Origin of the sequence: Pseudomonas sp. HD6422 (genome assembly GCF_025377065.1) — a bacterium.
In the GTDB taxonomy this organism is placed as follows: domain Bacteria; phylum Pseudomonadota; class Gammaproteobacteria; order Pseudomonadales; family Pseudomonadaceae; genus Aquipseudomonas; species Aquipseudomonas putida_U.
In genome coordinates, this window is sequence record NZ_JAHWIW010000012.1 from 33,556 (window position 1) to 49,575 (window position 16,020).

General features: G+C 62.5%; 15 protein-coding genes. 7 read left to right on the forward strand and 8 right to left on the reverse strand.

All coding sequences use genetic code 11. From position 1 onward, the window contains the following. Positions 1–47: 47 nt before the first annotated feature. Together KY379_RS10800 and KY379_RS10805 are read right to left on the reverse strand one after the other, a co-directional pair. A complete protein-coding gene (locus KY379_RS10800; protein WP_261239794.1) occupies positions 48–443 on the reverse strand; it encodes an RcnB family protein in 396 nt (131 codons plus the stop codon). A gap of 137 nt (positions 444–580) precedes the next feature. Further along, on the reverse strand, positions 581–1,885 hold the full coding sequence (locus KY379_RS10805; RefSeq protein ID WP_261239800.1) for a sigma-54 interaction domain-containing protein: 1,305 nt from the start codon (positions 1,883–1,885) through the stop codon (positions 581–583). Between the two features lie 223 nt (positions 1,886–2,108). Here KY379_RS10805 and KY379_RS10810 point away from each other — a divergent pair, with 223 nt between their 5' ends. From KY379_RS10810 to KY379_RS10820, 3 genes are read left to right on the forward strand one after another with little or no spacing between them, the layout of a single operon-like run. Continuing rightward, positions 2,109–2,993 (forward strand): MBL fold metallo-hydrolase, encoded by an 885-nt coding sequence (locus tag KY379_RS10810; RefSeq protein WP_133325675.1) that lies wholly within the window; start codon positions 2,109–2,111, stop codon positions 2,991–2,993. Positions 2,994–3,029: 36 nt separating this feature from the next. Next, positions 3,030–4,301 carry an FAD/NAD(P)-binding oxidoreductase gene (locus tag KY379_RS10815; protein WP_261239801.1) on the forward strand — a complete coding sequence of 424 codons (1,272 nt, stop codon included), beginning with the start codon at positions 3,030–3,032 and terminating at the stop codon, positions 4,299–4,301. Further along, a complete protein-coding gene (locus KY379_RS10820; protein ID WP_261239802.1) occupies positions 4,298–5,116 on the forward strand; it encodes a sulfite exporter TauE/SafE family protein in 819 nt (272 codons plus the stop codon). The genes KY379_RS10815 and KY379_RS10820 overlap by 4 nt, the downstream gene beginning before the upstream one ends. On the opposite strand, the gene KY379_RS10825 is transcribed toward KY379_RS10820, so the two are convergent. After that, positions 5,105–5,992: a LysR family transcriptional regulator gene (locus KY379_RS10825; protein ID WP_133325681.1), complete on the reverse strand. Its 888-nt coding sequence runs from the start codon at positions 5,990–5,992 to the stop codon at positions 5,105–5,107. The two genes, KY379_RS10820 and KY379_RS10825, sit on opposite strands and share 12 nt — an antisense overlap. A gap of 119 nt (positions 5,993–6,111) precedes the next feature. On the opposite strand from KY379_RS10825, the gene KY379_RS10830 reads away from it, so the two are divergent. Together KY379_RS10830 and KY379_RS10835 are read left to right on the forward strand one after the other, a co-directional pair. After that, complete coding sequence (locus tag KY379_RS10830) at positions 6,112–7,758, forward strand: GMC family oxidoreductase (protein ID WP_261239803.1); 1,647 nt, start codon at positions 6,112–6,114, stop codon at positions 7,756–7,758. 96 nt (positions 7,759–7,854) lie between these two features. Next, a complete protein-coding gene (locus KY379_RS10835) occupies positions 7,855–9,474 on the forward strand; it encodes an MFS transporter (RefSeq protein ID WP_133325685.1) in 1,620 nt (539 codons plus the stop codon). Between the two features lie 190 nt (positions 9,475–9,664). On the opposite strand, the gene KY379_RS10840 is transcribed toward KY379_RS10835, so the two are convergent. The 4 genes from KY379_RS10840 to glyQ form a co-directional block, all read right to left on the reverse strand. Beyond that, on the reverse strand, positions 9,665–10,435 hold the full coding sequence (locus KY379_RS10840; protein ID WP_133325687.1) for a lysophospholipid acyltransferase family protein: 771 nt from the start codon (positions 10,433–10,435) through the stop codon (positions 9,665–9,667). Positions 10,436–10,496: 61 nt separating this feature from the next. After that, positions 10,497–11,024, reverse strand: a complete 528-nt coding sequence (gene gmhB / locus KY379_RS10845; protein ID WP_196171447.1) for a D-glycero-beta-D-manno-heptose 1,7-bisphosphate 7-phosphatase — start codon at positions 11,022–11,024, stop codon at positions 10,497–10,499. Positions 11,025–11,027: 3 nt separating this feature from the next. After that, a complete protein-coding gene (gene glyS / locus KY379_RS10850) occupies positions 11,028–13,079 on the reverse strand; it encodes a glycine--tRNA ligase subunit beta (RefSeq protein ID WP_133325691.1) in 2,052 nt (683 codons plus the stop codon). Then, positions 13,076–14,023 carry a glycine--tRNA ligase subunit alpha gene (gene glyQ / locus KY379_RS10855; RefSeq protein ID WP_133325693.1) on the reverse strand — a complete coding sequence of 316 codons (948 nt, stop codon included), beginning with the start codon at positions 14,021–14,023 and terminating at the stop codon, positions 13,076–13,078. The genes glyS and glyQ overlap by 4 nt, the downstream gene beginning before the upstream one ends. A gap of 83 nt (positions 14,024–14,106) precedes the next feature. Here glyQ and KY379_RS10860 point away from each other — a divergent pair, with 83 nt between their 5' ends. Next, positions 14,107–14,658, forward strand: a complete 552-nt coding sequence (locus tag KY379_RS10860; protein ID WP_133325695.1) for a DNA-3-methyladenine glycosylase I — start codon at positions 14,107–14,109, stop codon at positions 14,656–14,658. 41 nt (positions 14,659–14,699) lie between these two features. Beyond that, positions 14,700–15,587 (forward strand): lysophospholipid acyltransferase, encoded by an 888-nt coding sequence (locus KY379_RS10865; RefSeq protein ID WP_133325697.1) that lies wholly within the window; start codon positions 14,700–14,702, stop codon positions 15,585–15,587. Between the two features lie 124 nt (positions 15,588–15,711). Here the strand turns inward: KY379_RS10865 and KY379_RS10870 are convergent, their stop codons facing one another. Continuing rightward, positions 15,712–16,020 (reverse strand): tetratricopeptide repeat protein, encoded by a 309-nt coding sequence (locus KY379_RS10870; protein WP_133325699.1) that lies wholly within the window; start codon positions 16,018–16,020, stop codon positions 15,712–15,714.

Sequence of the window (16,020 nt, forward strand, 5' to 3'; positions counted from 1 at the left end):
CCGATCCAAATGAAAAAGCCCGCTTCTGCGGGCTTTTCCTTGGGCGATCAGTAACCCGGCAGAATGTTCATGATCACGCCGCTGGTGATGGCGACCAGGACATAGTCGCCGTTGATGTGCAACCAGCGATGGTCATGGGGAGGTGCTGGCAGGTGACGTGCGCGCCAGTCGGTTACCCAGTAACGGTCGCCGCGATAGCCACGGTCGACAACGTGGCTCCGTTTCCACTGAGTGTGCGGCACTGGCATTCCTGGCTGCGGGCGGTAGCTCGGATCGCGATAGCCGTGATCGTGGTCCGGTTTAGGGGCCTGCTGGTGACCTGGATGCTGGGCTTGATGCGGACGCCCCGGTTGGCCGCCTTGGGGCGGACCGGGTTGAGCGAAGCTGGCCAAAGGGGCGCTTATCATCAGCGCGGCGCAGATCACTTTAAGCGTCTTTTTCATCGGGTGTTCCTCTTCCTGTGAACGACCGGCAAGTACGTCGTCTATGCCTGGTGCGATGGCGTCATGAAAACACAGTTTCACAGGCGCCAACCTCAGCATCAGGTAAAGGTCCGGTAAAGGTATGTAAGGTCGCAAACTTACTTCGATCCCAGGCCCAAGGCTTTCAGGCGGCGATATAACGTGCGCTCGCTCAAACCCAGGTGCTGGGCCAGTTCACTGCGTGACCCCTGGAACTGTTCGAGCGCTTGCGCAAGGTCGCCCAGGTCTTTGCCGCCACGTCGGCGGATCCCGATGGAGGTGCCCGGTGGCCCAATATCCTCTGGCAAGTGTTCGGGTCGAATCAGCCCATCGTCGGCAAACAACCGGGCCCTCTCCAGTAGGTTGCGCAGTTCACGGATGTTGCCAGGAAACGCGTGCAGTGCCAGCCGCGCCAGCGCCGCTGCACCCAATTGCGCGGGCGGGTGACCCGGCATGCGCTGCAGCAGGCTTGCGGCCAGCAGCGGCAGATCCTCGACGCGCTCGCGCAACGCCGGCAGACGAATCGGAAAGCCGCTGATGCGGTAGTACAAGTCTTCGCGGAAGGTACCGGCGGCGACCATCTGCTTAAGCGGTTTGTGGGTCGCCGACACCAGTCGGAAGTCCGAATGCACGGTGCGAAGGCTGCCCACTGGGCGGAAGCTGCCGGACTCGATGAGGCGCAGCAGCTTGACCTGCATGGCCAATGGCACTTCGCCGATCTCATCGAGGAACAACGTCCCGCCATGCGCCGCTTCGGCCAGGCCGACCTTGCGTTGATTGGCGCCGGTGAAGGCGCCCTTCTCGTAGCCGAACAGCTCGCTCTCGAACAGCGATTCGGTCAGGCCGGTGCAATCGACCACCACGAGGGGACCATTGGCACGTGGACTACCCAGGTGGATGGCACGGGCGAACAGTTCCTTGCCGGTACCCGATTCGCCCTGTAGCAGTACCGGAATCTGCGCCGGTGCGGCGCGCTGCAGACTGGCCAATGCCGCCTTGAAGGCTGGTGCCCGGCCGACCAATCCGTGCTGCTGTGGTTGTGCCGAAGCCAAGGTGATGCTGGTCAGACGTTCGACGAAAGCGATGACACTGCTCTCTTCGTCGAGGATCGGACGCAGTTCCACGTCCACATGTTCTGGCCCGCGCGGGGTGTGGTGAATGTGCAGGACGCGCTCCGGCACCTTGCTGTCCCAGGCTTTGCGCATGGGGCAATCCTCGCCGGCTTGGTCACAGGGCACTGCGTAGTGATGGGAGACCCTGTGGCACTTTTCGCCAAGCGGTGCGCGCTCGGCATCGCCGAACTGGCGGCGATAGGCAGCGTTTGCCGCGAGGATGTTGTAGTCGGTGTCCAGCACGATGGTGGGTAAGGCATCGTGCTCGAGGTAGGAGACCAAGGCGAGGATGATCGAATGGGGCGCAGGCATGGCGACAACTCTTGGATAACCTGGATGAGCGTAACAGCCACTGCCAAACACTGCCATTGGCTGACAGTCGACTGCCAACCTGACTGCCAATGTACGCGGGGCTGGTCGGTGGCGGCCCCGTTTCACGGGCTCGGGCCGAGCAAAATCCCTGGCATGCATCTTGATAAACCACTGGATACGGCCTAGGCCTCTATAAGCCCTGGTGGACAATCTGGAGAGCGTGATGATCATCGGCAACAACCTTCACGTGGATGCCTTCTACGACAAGGCAACCTCGACCATCAGTTACCTGGTATTGGACCTTGAAACCCACCAGTGCGCGCTGATCGACAGCGTGCTCGACTACGACCCCAAATCCGGTCGGACCAGCACCGCCAGTGCGGACCGCATGATCGAGCGGGTGACCGAACTCGATGGCAAGGTGCATTGGATACTGGAAACCCATGTGCACGCCGACCATCTCTCGGCGGCGGCCTACCTCAAGGAAAAGCTCGGTGGCCATACTGCCATCGGCGCACACATCACCCAGGTTCAGCAGACATTCGGTACGCTGTTCAACGCCGAACCGGAGTTTGCCCGTGACGGTAGCCAGTTCGATGTGCTGCTCGAAGACGAGGAAGGGTTCCGCATCGGCAACCTGCATGCCCGCGCTTTGCATACGCCCGGGCATACCCCGGCGTGCATGAGCTTCGTCGTCGAGGACAGTGGCGAAAAAGCGGTATTCGTCGGCGATACCCTGTTCATGCCCGACTACGGCACTGCGCGCTGCGACTTCCCTGGAGCCGATGCCCGTACCTTGTACCGCTCGATCCGCCGCCTGCTGGCCTTTCCCGATCAGACTCGGTTGTTCATGTGCCACGACTACCTGCCTGGCGGACGTGAAATGCAGTACGTCACCACCGTGGCTGAGCAGCGCGCCCGCAACATTCATATCCATCAGGGTATCGACGAGGACAGCTTCGTGGCCATGCGCGAGGCCCGTGACAAGACCCTCGACATGCCGGTGCTGATCCTGCCTTCGGTGCAGGTGAACATGCGCAGCGGCCACTTCCCCGCCCCGGAAGACAATGGGGTGAGCTACCTGAAGATCCCGCTGAACAAGCTCTGAGCGCCCCGCCCTCACCATAATCCAGGATTCATTGCCATGCCTGCCTTGCTGTCCCCTTCCCCTACCGAGCACCATCAGGTGCTCATCGTCGGTGCCGGCGCTGCCGGTGTCGCTACGGCTTCCAGCCTCTTGGCGCGCGAGCCGTCGTTGGATATCGCGCTGATCGACCCTGCCGACGTGCATTACTACCAGCCCGGCTGGACCATGGTCGGCGCCGGCGTGTTCGACGCATCGGACACCGCCCGCAGCATGGCCTCGGCCATCCCTCGAGGCGTGCGCTGGATCAAGGCGCGTGTGCAAAGCTTCGACCCGAGCGGTCGGCAGGTGATGCTCGAAGAAGGTCGTGCCATCGCTTATGACCAACTGGTGGTCTGCCCTGGGCTGAAGCTGGACTGGGACGCCATCGATGGGCTGAGTGAGACCCTCGGCCGCCACGGCGTGACCTCCAACTACCGCTATGACCTGGCACCCTACACCTGGAAATTGGTGCAGACCCTCAAGCAGGGCCAAGCGCTGTTCACCCAACCGCCGATGCCGATAAAGTGCGCTGGCGCGCCGCAGAAGGCCCTGTACCTGTCGTGTGACCACTGGCTGCGCAATGGGCACCTGGGCGCCATCAAGCCGCAATTCTTCAACGCCGGTGCGGTGCTGTTCGGCGTGCCCGATTACGTGCCTGCTTTGATGCGCTACATCGACAAGTATGGCGTCGACCTCAACTACCACCATCGCCTGGTCGCGGTGGATGGGCCCGGACAACGCGCCACCTTCGTGCGCACCCTGGCCGATGGCAGCAGCGAGACCTTCACCCAGGCCTTCGACATGCTGCACGTCGTACCGCCCCAGGTGGCCCCGGACTTCATCCGCCAAAGCCCTCTGGCCGACGCCGCCGGCTGGGTCGACGTCGACCCCTACACCCTGCGCCACCGCCAGTTCGATAACGTCCATGGTCTGGGCGACGTCGCCAATACCAGCAATGCCAAGACCGCCGCCGCTGCCCGCAAGCAGGCCCCGGTGGTGGCCAATAATGTGTTGGTGGCGTTGGGCCGCTTGCCGACCTTGGCCCAGTACGACGGCTATGGCTCATGCCCGCTCACCGTCGAACGCGGCAAGATCGTGCTGGCCGAATTCACCTATGGCGGGAAGGTCGCGCCCAGTTTTCCGCGCTGGCTGCTCGATGGGCGGCAACCAACCCGTCTGGCCTGGCTGCTGAAAGCCCGCGTGCTGCCACCGCTGTACTGGCAGGCGATGCTCAAGGGCCGAGAATGGCTGGCGCGGCCACAGCCGTTGGCCGTCGAGACGACACAGTGATCGCGCATCAATTGCTGGGGGCCGGCTTGGGCGCGATCATCGGCGCGGTGCTGGCTTTGACCGGCGCCGGGGGCGGAATCCTGGCGGTACCCTTGCTGGTGTTCGGACTTGGCCTGTCGATGGCCGAGGCGGCGCCCATCGGGTTGCTCGCTGTCGGCCTGGCGGCTGCGGTCGGGGCTGGGCTGGGCCTGCGCGAAGGTCTGGTGCGTTATCGCGCCGCGTGTTTCATCGCGCTGATCGGTATCGTGGCGGCACCCTTGGGTCTGATGCTCGCGCACCGTGTGCCCAATACACCGTTGGCACTGGTCTTCGCCGGGGTGCTGGTCTATGCCTGCTTGCGCATCTGGCGCAAGGCAGGCAAGGAACTGCGCGGTGAGCACAACGATGCCCATCGCTACATCGAACCCTGCGTGCTCAATCCACTGCAGGGCCGCCTGCGCTGGACACTGCCCTGCGCACGAGCCCTGGCATTCACGGGCGCATTGTCCGGGCTGCTGTCCGGCCTGCTCGGCGTGGGAGGCGGTTTCGTGATCATCCCGGCGTTGAACCGCTATACCAACCTGCGCATGAAGAGCATCGTCTCGACATCGCTGGCCGTGATCGCACTGGTGTCCATCGGCAGCGTGATCAGTGCCAGCCTCGCAGGTGTGATGCACTGGCGCATTGGGGCGCCGTTCGCCGCAGGCGCGGTGCTCGGTTTGCTGCTGGCACGGCCACTGGCGAGCAAGATTGCCGGCCCGCGGCTGCAGCAGTCGTTCGCCCTGGCCGGTTGGCTGGCAGCGCTACTGCTCGCCGGCAAGGCATTACTCGGCTAGCAGTTCGGCCTGCTCGGCGGCGCACAGCGCCAGCAGGTAATCCCACACCACTCGCAGTCGAACCGACTTGTGCAGTTCGCGGCGGGTACAGATCCAGTAGCTGCGCTGAATGGTCTCGCTGGGCAGCACCCGCACCAGTGCCGGGTCGTGGCGGGCCATGTAGTTGGGCAGTACGGCGATGCCCAGGCCGGCTCGCGCCGCCTGCTGTTGGGCTATCACGCTGGTGCTGCGAAAAGCCACGTTGGGGGCTCGGCAGAAACTGTTGAGAAACAGCAGTTCCTGGCTGAACAGGAGATCGTCGACGTAGCCGATCCAACTATGCCGGGCCAGGTCTTCGCGGTTGTTCAGTGCTGGTGCCCGGTCGAGATAGGCCTGGCTGGCGTACAGTGCCAGCCGGTAGTCGGTGAGTTTGCGAGTGATCAGAAGGTCGGCGCTGGGCCGCTCCAGGTGGATGCTGATCTCGGCCTCGCGGTTGAGGATGCTGACGAAGCGCGGTACCGCCACCAGCTCCACTTCCAGCCCCGGGTAGCGGCTGAACAGTTCGCTCATGCGCGGGGTGAAGAACATGATGCCAATACCCTCGGTAACCCCCAGGCGGATCTTGCCCAGTGGCGTGATGGCCTGGGTGATCTCCTCCTGCGCCAGCAGGGCGACGTTTTCCATGGCTTCAGCGTGCTTGAGCAAGGCCTGGCCCGAAGGAGTCAGTTCGTACCCTTGAGCGTGCTGCATAAACAGCGGGGTGCCGAGGCTCTTCTCGATGCTTTCGATATGCCGGGCTACGGTGCTGTGGGTGGTATTGAGGCGCTTGGCGGCAGTGAGCAGGCGGCCGCTGCGCTGTAACTCGAGGAAAAACCGCAGATCGTTCCAGTCGAACATACTGATCCTTATAGCTGTGCTAAAACGCACAACGGCTGCGCGAAATCTCGTCTTTATTTAGCGAAATTACTCACTAAGCTGTTCCGGGACAAGAATAAAAAACAGGCCCGAGGTTGCCCATGCCATCAGCCGAAACTGTCTACGACTATGTGGTCGTGGGTGCCGGTCCCGCCGGTTGCCTGCTGGCCAATCGTTTGTCCGCCGACCCTTCCTGCCGCGTCCTGCTGCTCGAAGCGGGTGGCCGTGACAACTATCCCTGGATCCATATTCCCGTCGGATACCTTTACTGCATCGGCAACCCACGCACCGATTGGTGCTTCAAGACCGAGGCACAGCCTGGCCTGGGCGGTCGCAGCCTGGGTTATCCACGGGGCAAGGTGTTGGGCGGCTGTTCGTCGATCAACGGCATGATCTACATGCGCGGTCAGGCCGCCGACTACGACCTTTGGGCCAAGCAAGGCAACGAAGGCTGGGCCTGGAAGGATGTGCTCCCGCTGTTCAAGACCAGTGAAAACCACTTTGCCGGTGCCAGCGAGCATCATGGCGGCGCTGGCGAATGGCGGGTCGAGCGCCAGCGCTACAGCTGGCCGATCCTCGATGCCTTTCGCGATGCTGCCGAGCAAAGCGGCATCGCCAAGGTTGACGACTTCAACACCGGCGACAACCAGGGTTGTGGATACTTTCAGGTCAACCAGCGCAGTGGCGTGCGCTGGAACGCGTCGAAGGCCTTCCTGCGGCCAATCGAGAACCGTCCCAATCTCACGGTGCTTACCGGTGTCCAGGTCGATCAGGTCTTGCTCAACAATACCCGCGCCCGTGCTGTGAAGGCCTTCTGGCAAGGCGCCTGGCACGAGTTCGGGGCGCGGCGCGAGATCATCCTGTGCGCCGGAGCGATCGGTTCTCCCGGCATTCTCCAACGCTCGGGGATCGGGCCGCGCAAACTGCTGGACAGCCTCGGGATCGCCGTACGCCATGAAATGCCCGGCGTTGGTGGCAACCTGCAGGACCACCTGCAACTGCGCCTGATCTATCAGATTCGCAACACCCGCACCCTCAACCAAATGGCCAACAGCCTTTGGGGCAAGATGGGTATGGGCCTGCGCTACCTCTACGACCGCAGTGGCCCGCTGGCCATGGCACCCAGCCAGCTGGGAGCCTTCGTACGTTCCAGCCCCGATCAGCCGACGGCGAACCTGCAATACCACGTGCAACCCTTGTCACTGGAGCGTTTCGGCGAACCGTTGCACCGCTTCCCGGCCTTCACCGCCTCGGTGTGCAACCTGCGCCCGGCCAGCCGTGGGCGCGTCGACATCAGCAGCGCCGACATGAACAGTGCGCCGCTGATCGACCCCAATTACCTCAGCGACCCACAGGACTTGCGGGTCGCTGCCGATGCCATCCGCCTTACCCGGCGCATCGTCCAGGCCCCGGCGCTGGCGGCGTTCGCGCCGCAGGAATATCTCCCGGGCCCTGCCCTGCAAACCGAGCAGGATCTGTTCGAGGCCGCAGGCCGTATCGGCACCACCATCTTCCACCCGGTGGGTACCTGTCGCATGGGCAATGGCGCGCTGGACGTTGTGGATAACCAATTGCGTGTCCACGGCATTCCCGGCCTGCGCGTGGCAGATGCTTCGATCATGCCGCAGATCACCTCCGGCAATACCTGTTCACCCACGTTGATGATCGCCGAGAAGGCGGCTGAACTCATTCTCAAGGGAGCGCCCACCCAGACCTACCTGAATCAAGACGCAATACCGACGCCCTGACCGGGTGCGTGCAACACCGGCAGCCTGCGGTCGGAGGCTGCCGACAGTGGAACAACAAGAATAATCACTGTGGCCTGCGGGCCGAGGACAGCAACGATGTCGGATTACATCCAAGAGCAGGGTGCGACGGCCAGCAGCTCCAGCCGTCGCGAAGAGCGCAAGATCATTTTCGCGTCATCCCTCGGGACGGTTTTCGAGTGGTATGACTTTTTTCTCTATGGCGCGCTGGCAGCGGTCATCAGCAAGCAGTTTTTCGCTGGTGTGAACGACACCACCGCCTTCATCTTCGCCCTGATGGCCTTTGCCGCTGGCTTCCTGGTCAGGCCATTCGGGGCACTGGTATTCGGTCGCCTCGGTGACATGATCGGGCGTAAGTACACCTTCCTGATCACCATCGTGCTGATGGGGTTGTCGACATTCGCGGTCGGTCTGCTGCCGACCTACGCCAGTATTGGCATCGCTGCGCCGATCATCCTCGTGGCGTTGCGCATGCTTCAGGGCCTGGCCCTGGGCGGCGAGTACGGCGGTGCGGCGACCTACGTGGCCGAGCATGCTCCACCTGGCAAGCGCGGCTTCCACACCGGATTCATCCAGTCCACCGCCACCTTGGGACTGCTGCTATCGCTGGTGGTGGTACTGGCCAGCCGCTACATCACTGGCGACCAGTTCGAAACCTGGGGCTGGCGCCTGCCCTTCCTGCTGTCGATCATCCTGCTGGGCATCTCCACCTGGATCCGTATGAGCATGCACGAATCGCCGGCGTTCGTGAAAATGAAGGCCCAGGGCAAGGTGAGCAAATCGCCGATTCGTGAGTCGTTCACCTCGTGGCCGAACCTGAAGGTGGTGCTCACCGCCCTGTTCAGCATCAACGCAGGCCAAGCCGTGACCTTCTATACGGCGCAGTTCTACGTGCTGTTCTTCCTCACCCAGATGCTCAAGATGGATGCGGCGCAGGCCAATACCCTGTTGATCATCAGTGTGGTGATCGGTGCGCCGTTCTTCGTGTTCTTTGGCTGGTTGTCCGACCGGATCGGTCGCAAGCCGATCCTGATGATTGGATTGTTGCTGGCCACCGTGTGCTATTTCCCGATGTTCAAGGCCCTGAGCCATTACGCCAACCCGCAGATCGACGCGGCCAGCCGCCAGGCTCCTATCGTGGTCAGCGCCGACCCGCAAGGTTGCACCTTCCAGTTCGATCCGGTCGGCAAGGCGCGCTTCGACAGCCCGTGCGACAAGGTCAAGACCTTCCTGGTGAAGCAAGGCTTGCCGTACAGCTCGGTGAGCGCGGCCGGTAGTGAGGTGGTGGTGAAGATAGGCGAGACCAGCATCAACGGTTTCGACGAGGCGGCCATGCGGGCAGCCATCGAGCAGGCTGGATACCCGGCCAAGGCAGATCCGGCGCAGGTCAACGAGTTGATGGTGGTGGTGCTGATCGTGGCGATGATCCTGATCGCGACCATGACCTATGGGCCGCTGGCGGCGGTGATGGTCGAGTTGTTCCCGACCCGTATCCGCTACACCTCCATGTCCCTGCCTTACCATATCGGCAATGGCTGGTTCGGTGGTTTCCTGCCTACCGTATCGTTCGCCCTGGTGGTGTATACCGGCGATATCTTCTACGGGCTGTGGTATCCAGTGCTGGTCACCGGCATCAGTCTGGTGGTGGGGATCTTCTGCCTTAAAGAAACCAAGGATGTGGATATCGACAAGGTCTGAGGAGCGGCCCTATCGGCGGCGAGACCCTATAAAAAAACCGGCTGTAAAAGCCGGTTTTCTTATGCCCCGAAAAAACTTATGCACGATTCTCGGAAAAAATTCATACAGGGAAATAAATAGCTAAATCAAAGAGTTAGAGTTAAATCCAAGTATTCCATCCAAAAATTGCACACAAGTTATCCACAGATCGTCAGGCAATCTGCTCTTCCGGTTTCTCGTTCACCGGCGGCAGCGAACCCATGGCCCGTTGGGTAGCCTCGTTCCAGGCTGCGGCGCGATCGTTGAGCTCGGCGATGGCGCGTGGCCCGGTGCCGTTGGCGTACATCGGCTCGCCAATCACCACCTCGATGGTACCCGAGCGTTTGCCCCATCCTGCCTTGGGCCAGAACTTACCGGCGTTGTGGGCAATCGGCAGCACTGGCAGCCCGGCATTCACCGCCAGGGCGGTGCCGCCGCGGGAGAACTTGCCTACGGTGCCGAACGGTACACGGGTACCCTCCGGGAAGATCAATACCCAGACACTTTGCTTGAGTAACTCGTCGCCTTTGCTGGCGACTTGGCGCAAGGCCTCCTTGGGGTTATCGCGGTCAATGGCGATGGGGCGCAACATGGCCATGGCCCAGCCGAAGAAGGGGACGTAGAGCAGTTCGCGCTTGAGCACCTGGCTCAGGGGCGAGAAGTAGGCCGACAGGAAAAAGGTTTCCCAGGTGCTCTGGTGATTGGACAGAATCACGCACGGCGTGCTCGGCACGTTTTCAGCACCGGTGATCTTGTAGTCGATGCCCAATACGACGCGCGCCAGCAACACGGCGAAGCGGCACCAGTAGACGTTGATGAAGCGATAGCGCTTGGGGAATGACAGAAACGGCGCGATAAAGAAGCTCAGAGAGCACCACAGCAATGAACTGGTGCCCAGTAGCAGGTAAAAAAGAAAGATTCTGATCGCCTGCAGGATCGACATAGTGGCATGTACCGTTGCGGGCTCGCCCGCCTGAAGGAAAGCGCGCCAATCGGCGCACTATTTAAATTAGTTCTCTGGCGATAGCCGCCAGATCGTCGAAAATCAGTGTAGAGTCGGGAACGCCTTTTTCCAGGGTCCTTTCGCCTTTGCCGGTTTTGACCAACACCGGCTGGGCACCCACAGACAGGGCTGCCTCCAGGTCACCTTTGCTGTCGCCGACGAACCATACGTCGCGCAGCTCGGTCTGGTAGTGCTCTGCAATCGCCAGCAACATGCCAGGCTTGGGCTTGCGGCACTCGCAACCGTCGTCCGGGCCGTGCGGGCAATACACGATGTAGCCCACCTCGCCACCCTGCTCGGCCACCAGCGCGCGCAGACGCGTGTGCATGGCCTCGAGGGTGTCCAGCGGGTAGTAGCCACGGGCAATGCCGGACTGGTTGGTGGCCACCGCCACCGTCCAGCCGGCCTTGCTCAACTGCGCGATAGCCTCGACCGAGCCAGGGATCGGGATCCACTCTTCCAGCGTCTTGATGTAGGCGTCGGAGTCATAGTTGATCACTCCGTCACGGTCGAGAATCAGCAGTTTCAAGACTTACCCCAGCAGCGAAATATCGGCCACGCCCAGGAACAGGCCGCGCAGGCGGCTGAGCAGGGCATAACGGTTGGCGCGGACCTTGGCGTCCTCGGCGTTGACCATCACCGCTTCGAAGAAGGCATCGACCGGGTCACGCAGGGCTGCCAGGCGAGCCAGCGATTCGCTGTACTGGCGCGCTGCGGCCATCGGCTGCACGGCTTGGTCGGCCTGCTGGATGGCCGAGTACAAGGAGAACTCGTTGGCGTTGTCGAAGTACTTCGGCTCGACCTGGTCGGCGATGGCGCCTTCGGCCTTGCTCAGCAGGTTCGACACGCGCTTGTTCACCGCTGCCAGGGCTTCGGCTTCCGGCAGCTTGCGGAAAGCCTGCACGGCCTGCACGCGCTGGTCGAAGTCCAGGGCCGAACCCGGCTTCAGGGCACGCACCGACAGGTAGGTGGCGACATCGATGCCTTCGTCTTCGTAACGCGCACGCAGGCGGTCGAAGATGAATTCCAGCACCTGGTCGGACAGGCCGGCGGCCTTGACCTTGGCACCGAACTGCTTGACCGCGAACTCGACCGCGGTGGTCAGGTCCAGGTCCAGCTGCTTCTCGATGAGGATACGCAGTACGCCCAGGGCCGCGCGGCGCAGGGCATAGGGGTCTTTGCTGCCGGTCGGCAGCATGCCGATACCGAAGATGCCGACCAGGGTGTCGAGCTTGTCGGCGATGGCCACGGCGGCACCGGTCAGGGTCTGCGGGAGTTCGGCACCGGCACCGCGCGGCATGTACTGCTCGTTCAGAGCCAGGGCGACGTCTTCCGGTTCACCGTCGTTGATCGCGTAGTAGTAACCGGCAACGCCCTGCATTTCCGGGAATTCGCCGACCATTTCGGTGGCCAGGTCGCACTTCGACAGCAGACCGGCGCGGCCTGCGCGCTGAGCGTTGCCACCGATCAGCGGAGCGATGAACGCGGCCAGTTTGGAAACACGCTCGGCTTTGTCGTACACAGTGCCAAGCTGAGCCTGGAACACCACGTTCTTGAGACGTTCGTTGAAGGTTTCCAGCGGCTGCTTCTTGTCCTGCTTGAAGAAGAACTCGGCGTCGGTCAGGCGTGGGCGCACGACCTTCTCGTTACCCTGCACGATCTGCTTGGGATCACGGCTCTCGACGTTGGCCACGGTGATGAAGCGCGGCAGCAGCTTGCCTTCGCTGTCGAGCAGGCAGAAGTACTTCTGGTTGTCCTGCATGGTGGTGATCAGGGCTTCCTGCGGCACTTCGAGGAAACGCTCCTCGAACGAGCACACCAGCGGCACCGGCCATTCCACCAAGGCGGTCACTTCGTCGAGCAGCGACGGCGGCACGATGGCGCTGCCTTCCTGCTGCAGGGCCAGTTCGGCGGTACGCTTGGCGATCAGCTCGCGACGCTCGGCGAAATCGGCCAGCACGTAGGCTTTGCGCAAGTCTTCGACGTAGTTGGCCGGCGCGGAGATGACCACGTTTTCCGGATGGTGGAAGCGGTGGCCACGGGATTGGCGACCGGCCTTCTGCGAGAGGATGGTGCAGTCGACGATCTGGTCGCCGAGCAGCATCACCAGCCACTGGGTCGGACGCACGAACTCTTCACGGCTGGCAGCCCAGCGCATGCGCTTGGGGATCGGCAGGTCGTTCAGCGAGTCCTCGACGATGGTGGGCAGCAGGCTGACGGTGGCTTTGCCCGGGATGTGCTGGGAGAAGCGCAGCTTGGCGCCGCTCTGGTCGATTTCCGACAGCTCCACGCCGCACTTCTTGGCGAAGCCCAGGGCAGCCTGGGTCGGCTCGCCGTCCTTGAAGGCCGCCTGCATGGGCGGGCCGTCGATGTTGATGCTGCGGTCGGGCTGTTGCACGTCGAGCTGACGGATCAGCACCGCCAGGCGGCGTGGCGCGGCATATACCTGCTTGCCGGTGTAGTTCAGGCCGGCGGCCTGCAGACCTTTCTCGATGCCGGCCAGGAAGGCATCGCCCAGGCTCGCCAGGGCTTTGGGTGGCAGCTCTTCGGTGCCCAGTTCTACCAGGAAATCTTGAGCACTCATTGTGCAGCCTCCAGCTTCGCCAACACTTCGTCACGCAGTTCAGGGGTGGCCATCGGGAAGCCCAGGCGTGCACGGGCTTGCAGATAGCTTTGCGCCACGTCCCGGGCCAGGGTACGCACGCGCAGGATGTAACGCTGGCGCTCGGTCACCGAGATGGCGCGGCGCGCATCGAGCAGGTTGAAGGTGTGCGACGCCTTCAGGACCATTTCATAGGTCGGCAGCGGCAGCTCCAGCTTGATCAGGCGGTTGGCTTCGCTTTCGTAGAAGTCGAACAGCTCGAACAGCTTCTCGACGTTGGCGTGCTCGAAGTTGTAGGTCGACTGCTCCACTTCGTTCTGGTGGAACACGTCGCCGTAGGTGACCTTGCCGAACGGTCCGTCGGCCCAGACCAGGTCGTACACCGAGTCGACGCCCTGGATGTACATGGCCAGGCGCTCGAGGCCGTAGGTGATTTCACCGGTGACCGGGTAGCACTCGATGCCACCGACCTGCTGGAAGTAGGTGAACTGGGTGACTTCCATGCCGTTGAGCCAGATTTCCCAGCCCAGGCCCCAGGCGCCCAGGGTCGGCGACTCCCAATTGTCTTCGACGAAGCGAATGTCGTGGACCAGCGGATCCAGGCCAATGGCTTTCAGCGAGCCGAGGTACAGCTCCTGGAAGTTGGCCGGGTTCGGCTTGAGCACCACCTGGAACTGATAGTAGTGCTGCAGGCGGTTGGGGTTCTCGCCATACCGGCCGTCGCCAGGGCGGCGGCTAGGCTGCACATAGGCGGCGTTCCAGGTTTCCGGGCCGACGGCGCGCAGGAATGTAGCGGTGTGGAAAGTGCCGGCGCCTACTTCCATATCGTAGGGCTGAAGCACCACACAACCTTGCTCGGCCCAGTAGTTCTGCAGGGCGAGGATCAGGTCTTGGAAGGTACGCACGGCTGGCGTAGGCTGGCTCACGAAATTCACCTGTATCTGGGGATGCGGATGTAAAGAGCGGGAGTATAACCTGATTCGCTTCGCCCTCTACTCATTGGAGCCTTATGCCACGCTGCTTTTGGTGTACCGACGATCCGTTGTACCAGGCCTACCACGACCAGGAGTGGGGAACGCCGCAGCGTGACCCGGCGTTGCTGTTCGAGATGCTTTTGCTCGAAGGGTTCCAGGCTGGCCTTTCCTGGATCACCGTGCTGCGTAAACGCGAGCGCTATCGCGAGGTGCTGCACGGCTTCGATCCGGTGGCCCTGGCGCAGTTGAGCGACGAACGGATCGCTGAGTTGATGCTCGACGCCGGGATCATCCGCAACCGCCTCAAACTTAACGCCGTGCGGCGTAACGCCCGGGCTTGGCTGGCTGTGGATAACCCCGCCGAGTGGCTCTGGTCGTTCGTCGGCGGCGTGCCCAGGATCAACCATTTCAAGAGTCGCGACCAAGTGCCGGCAGTCACCGATGAAGCCAAGGCCATGAGCAAGGCGTTGCGCAAGGCCGGCTTCACCTTCGTCGGCCCGACCATCTGCTACGCCTTCATGCAGGCCACCGGCATGGTCATGGACCATACCATCGACTGTGATCGCTACGCCGCGCTGGCGCGCTGAAAGGGTACAATGCGCGCCTTGCTGAAATAAGGAATCCGCCTGTGGAAAAGTTCAAAGGCGCCCTGATGGTCGGGGTGCTGCGTCTGTTTGCCAAGCTGCCCTGGGGCGCGGTGCAGCGCGTGGGTGCCGGCATCGGCTGGCTGATGTGGAAAATCCCCAACGGTTCGCGCAACGTGGTTCGCATCAACCTGGCCAAGTGCTTCCCGGAGATGGATCCGGTCGAACGTGAGCAGTTGGTGGGCCGTGCATTGAAGGACATCGGCAAGTCGTTCACCGAGAGCGCCTGCGCCTGGATCTGGCCACCGCAGCGGTCGCTGGAGCTGGTCAAGGAAGTGCATGGCCTGGAAGTGCTGGAGCAGGCCCTGGCCTCGGGCAAGGGCGTGGTCGGTATCACCAGCCACCTGGGCAACTGGGAAGTGCTCAACCACTTCTATTGCAGCCAGTGCAAGCCGATCATCTTCTACCGCCCGCCCAAGCTCAAGGCGGTCGATGACCTGCTGCGCGAGCAGCGTGTGCAAATGGGCAACCGCGTCGCGCCTTCGACCAAGGAAGGCATTCTCAGCGTGATCAAGGAAGTGCGCCGTGGCGGTCAGGTGGGCATTCCTGCCGACCCGGAGCCTGCCGAATCGGCGGGGGTGTTCGTGCCGTTCCTCGGCACCCAGGCGCTGACCAGCAAGTTCGTGCCGAACATGCTGGCCGGTGGCAAGGCCGTCGGGGTGTTCCTGCATGCCCTGCGCCTGCCCGACGGGTCGGGCTTCAAGGTATTCCTGGAGGCAGCCCCGGAAGCGATGTACAGCACAGATGTCACCGAATCGGCGGCGGCCATGAGCAAGGTGGTCGAGCGTTATGTGCGCGAGTATCCGAGCCAGTACATGTGGAGCATGAAGCGCTTCAAGAAGCGCCCGGCTGGCGAGCCGCGCTGGTATTGAGATCCTGGGGGCGCTTGGCGCCCCTTTCGCGACACAAGGCCGCTCCCACATCGATCGGTGTATGCAGGACCTTTGTGGGAGCGGGTTTGTCCCGCGAATGGGCTACGAAGTAGCCCCAGCCATCTCAGGCTTTATCGAGCTTCTTCAGGAACACCGCCATCTCTTTTTCGGCCTGCTTGTCGCCATGGGCCTGGGCCGCGACGATCCCGTCTTCCCAAGCCTTGCGCGCCGCCGTCAGGTCGCCCTGCAACTGATAGGCCTTGCCCAGCAGTTTCCATGCCGCGGAATACTTGGGGTCCTGCTCCACGCAGCGGGCCAGGTGCAGCGCCGCCTCGGCGCCGTTGCCCTCGTCCAGCCAGGCCTTGCCCAGGCCAAAGCGCAACAGCGGGTTATCCACACCCTTGGCGAGCATCTTCTCCAGCGATTCACGCAT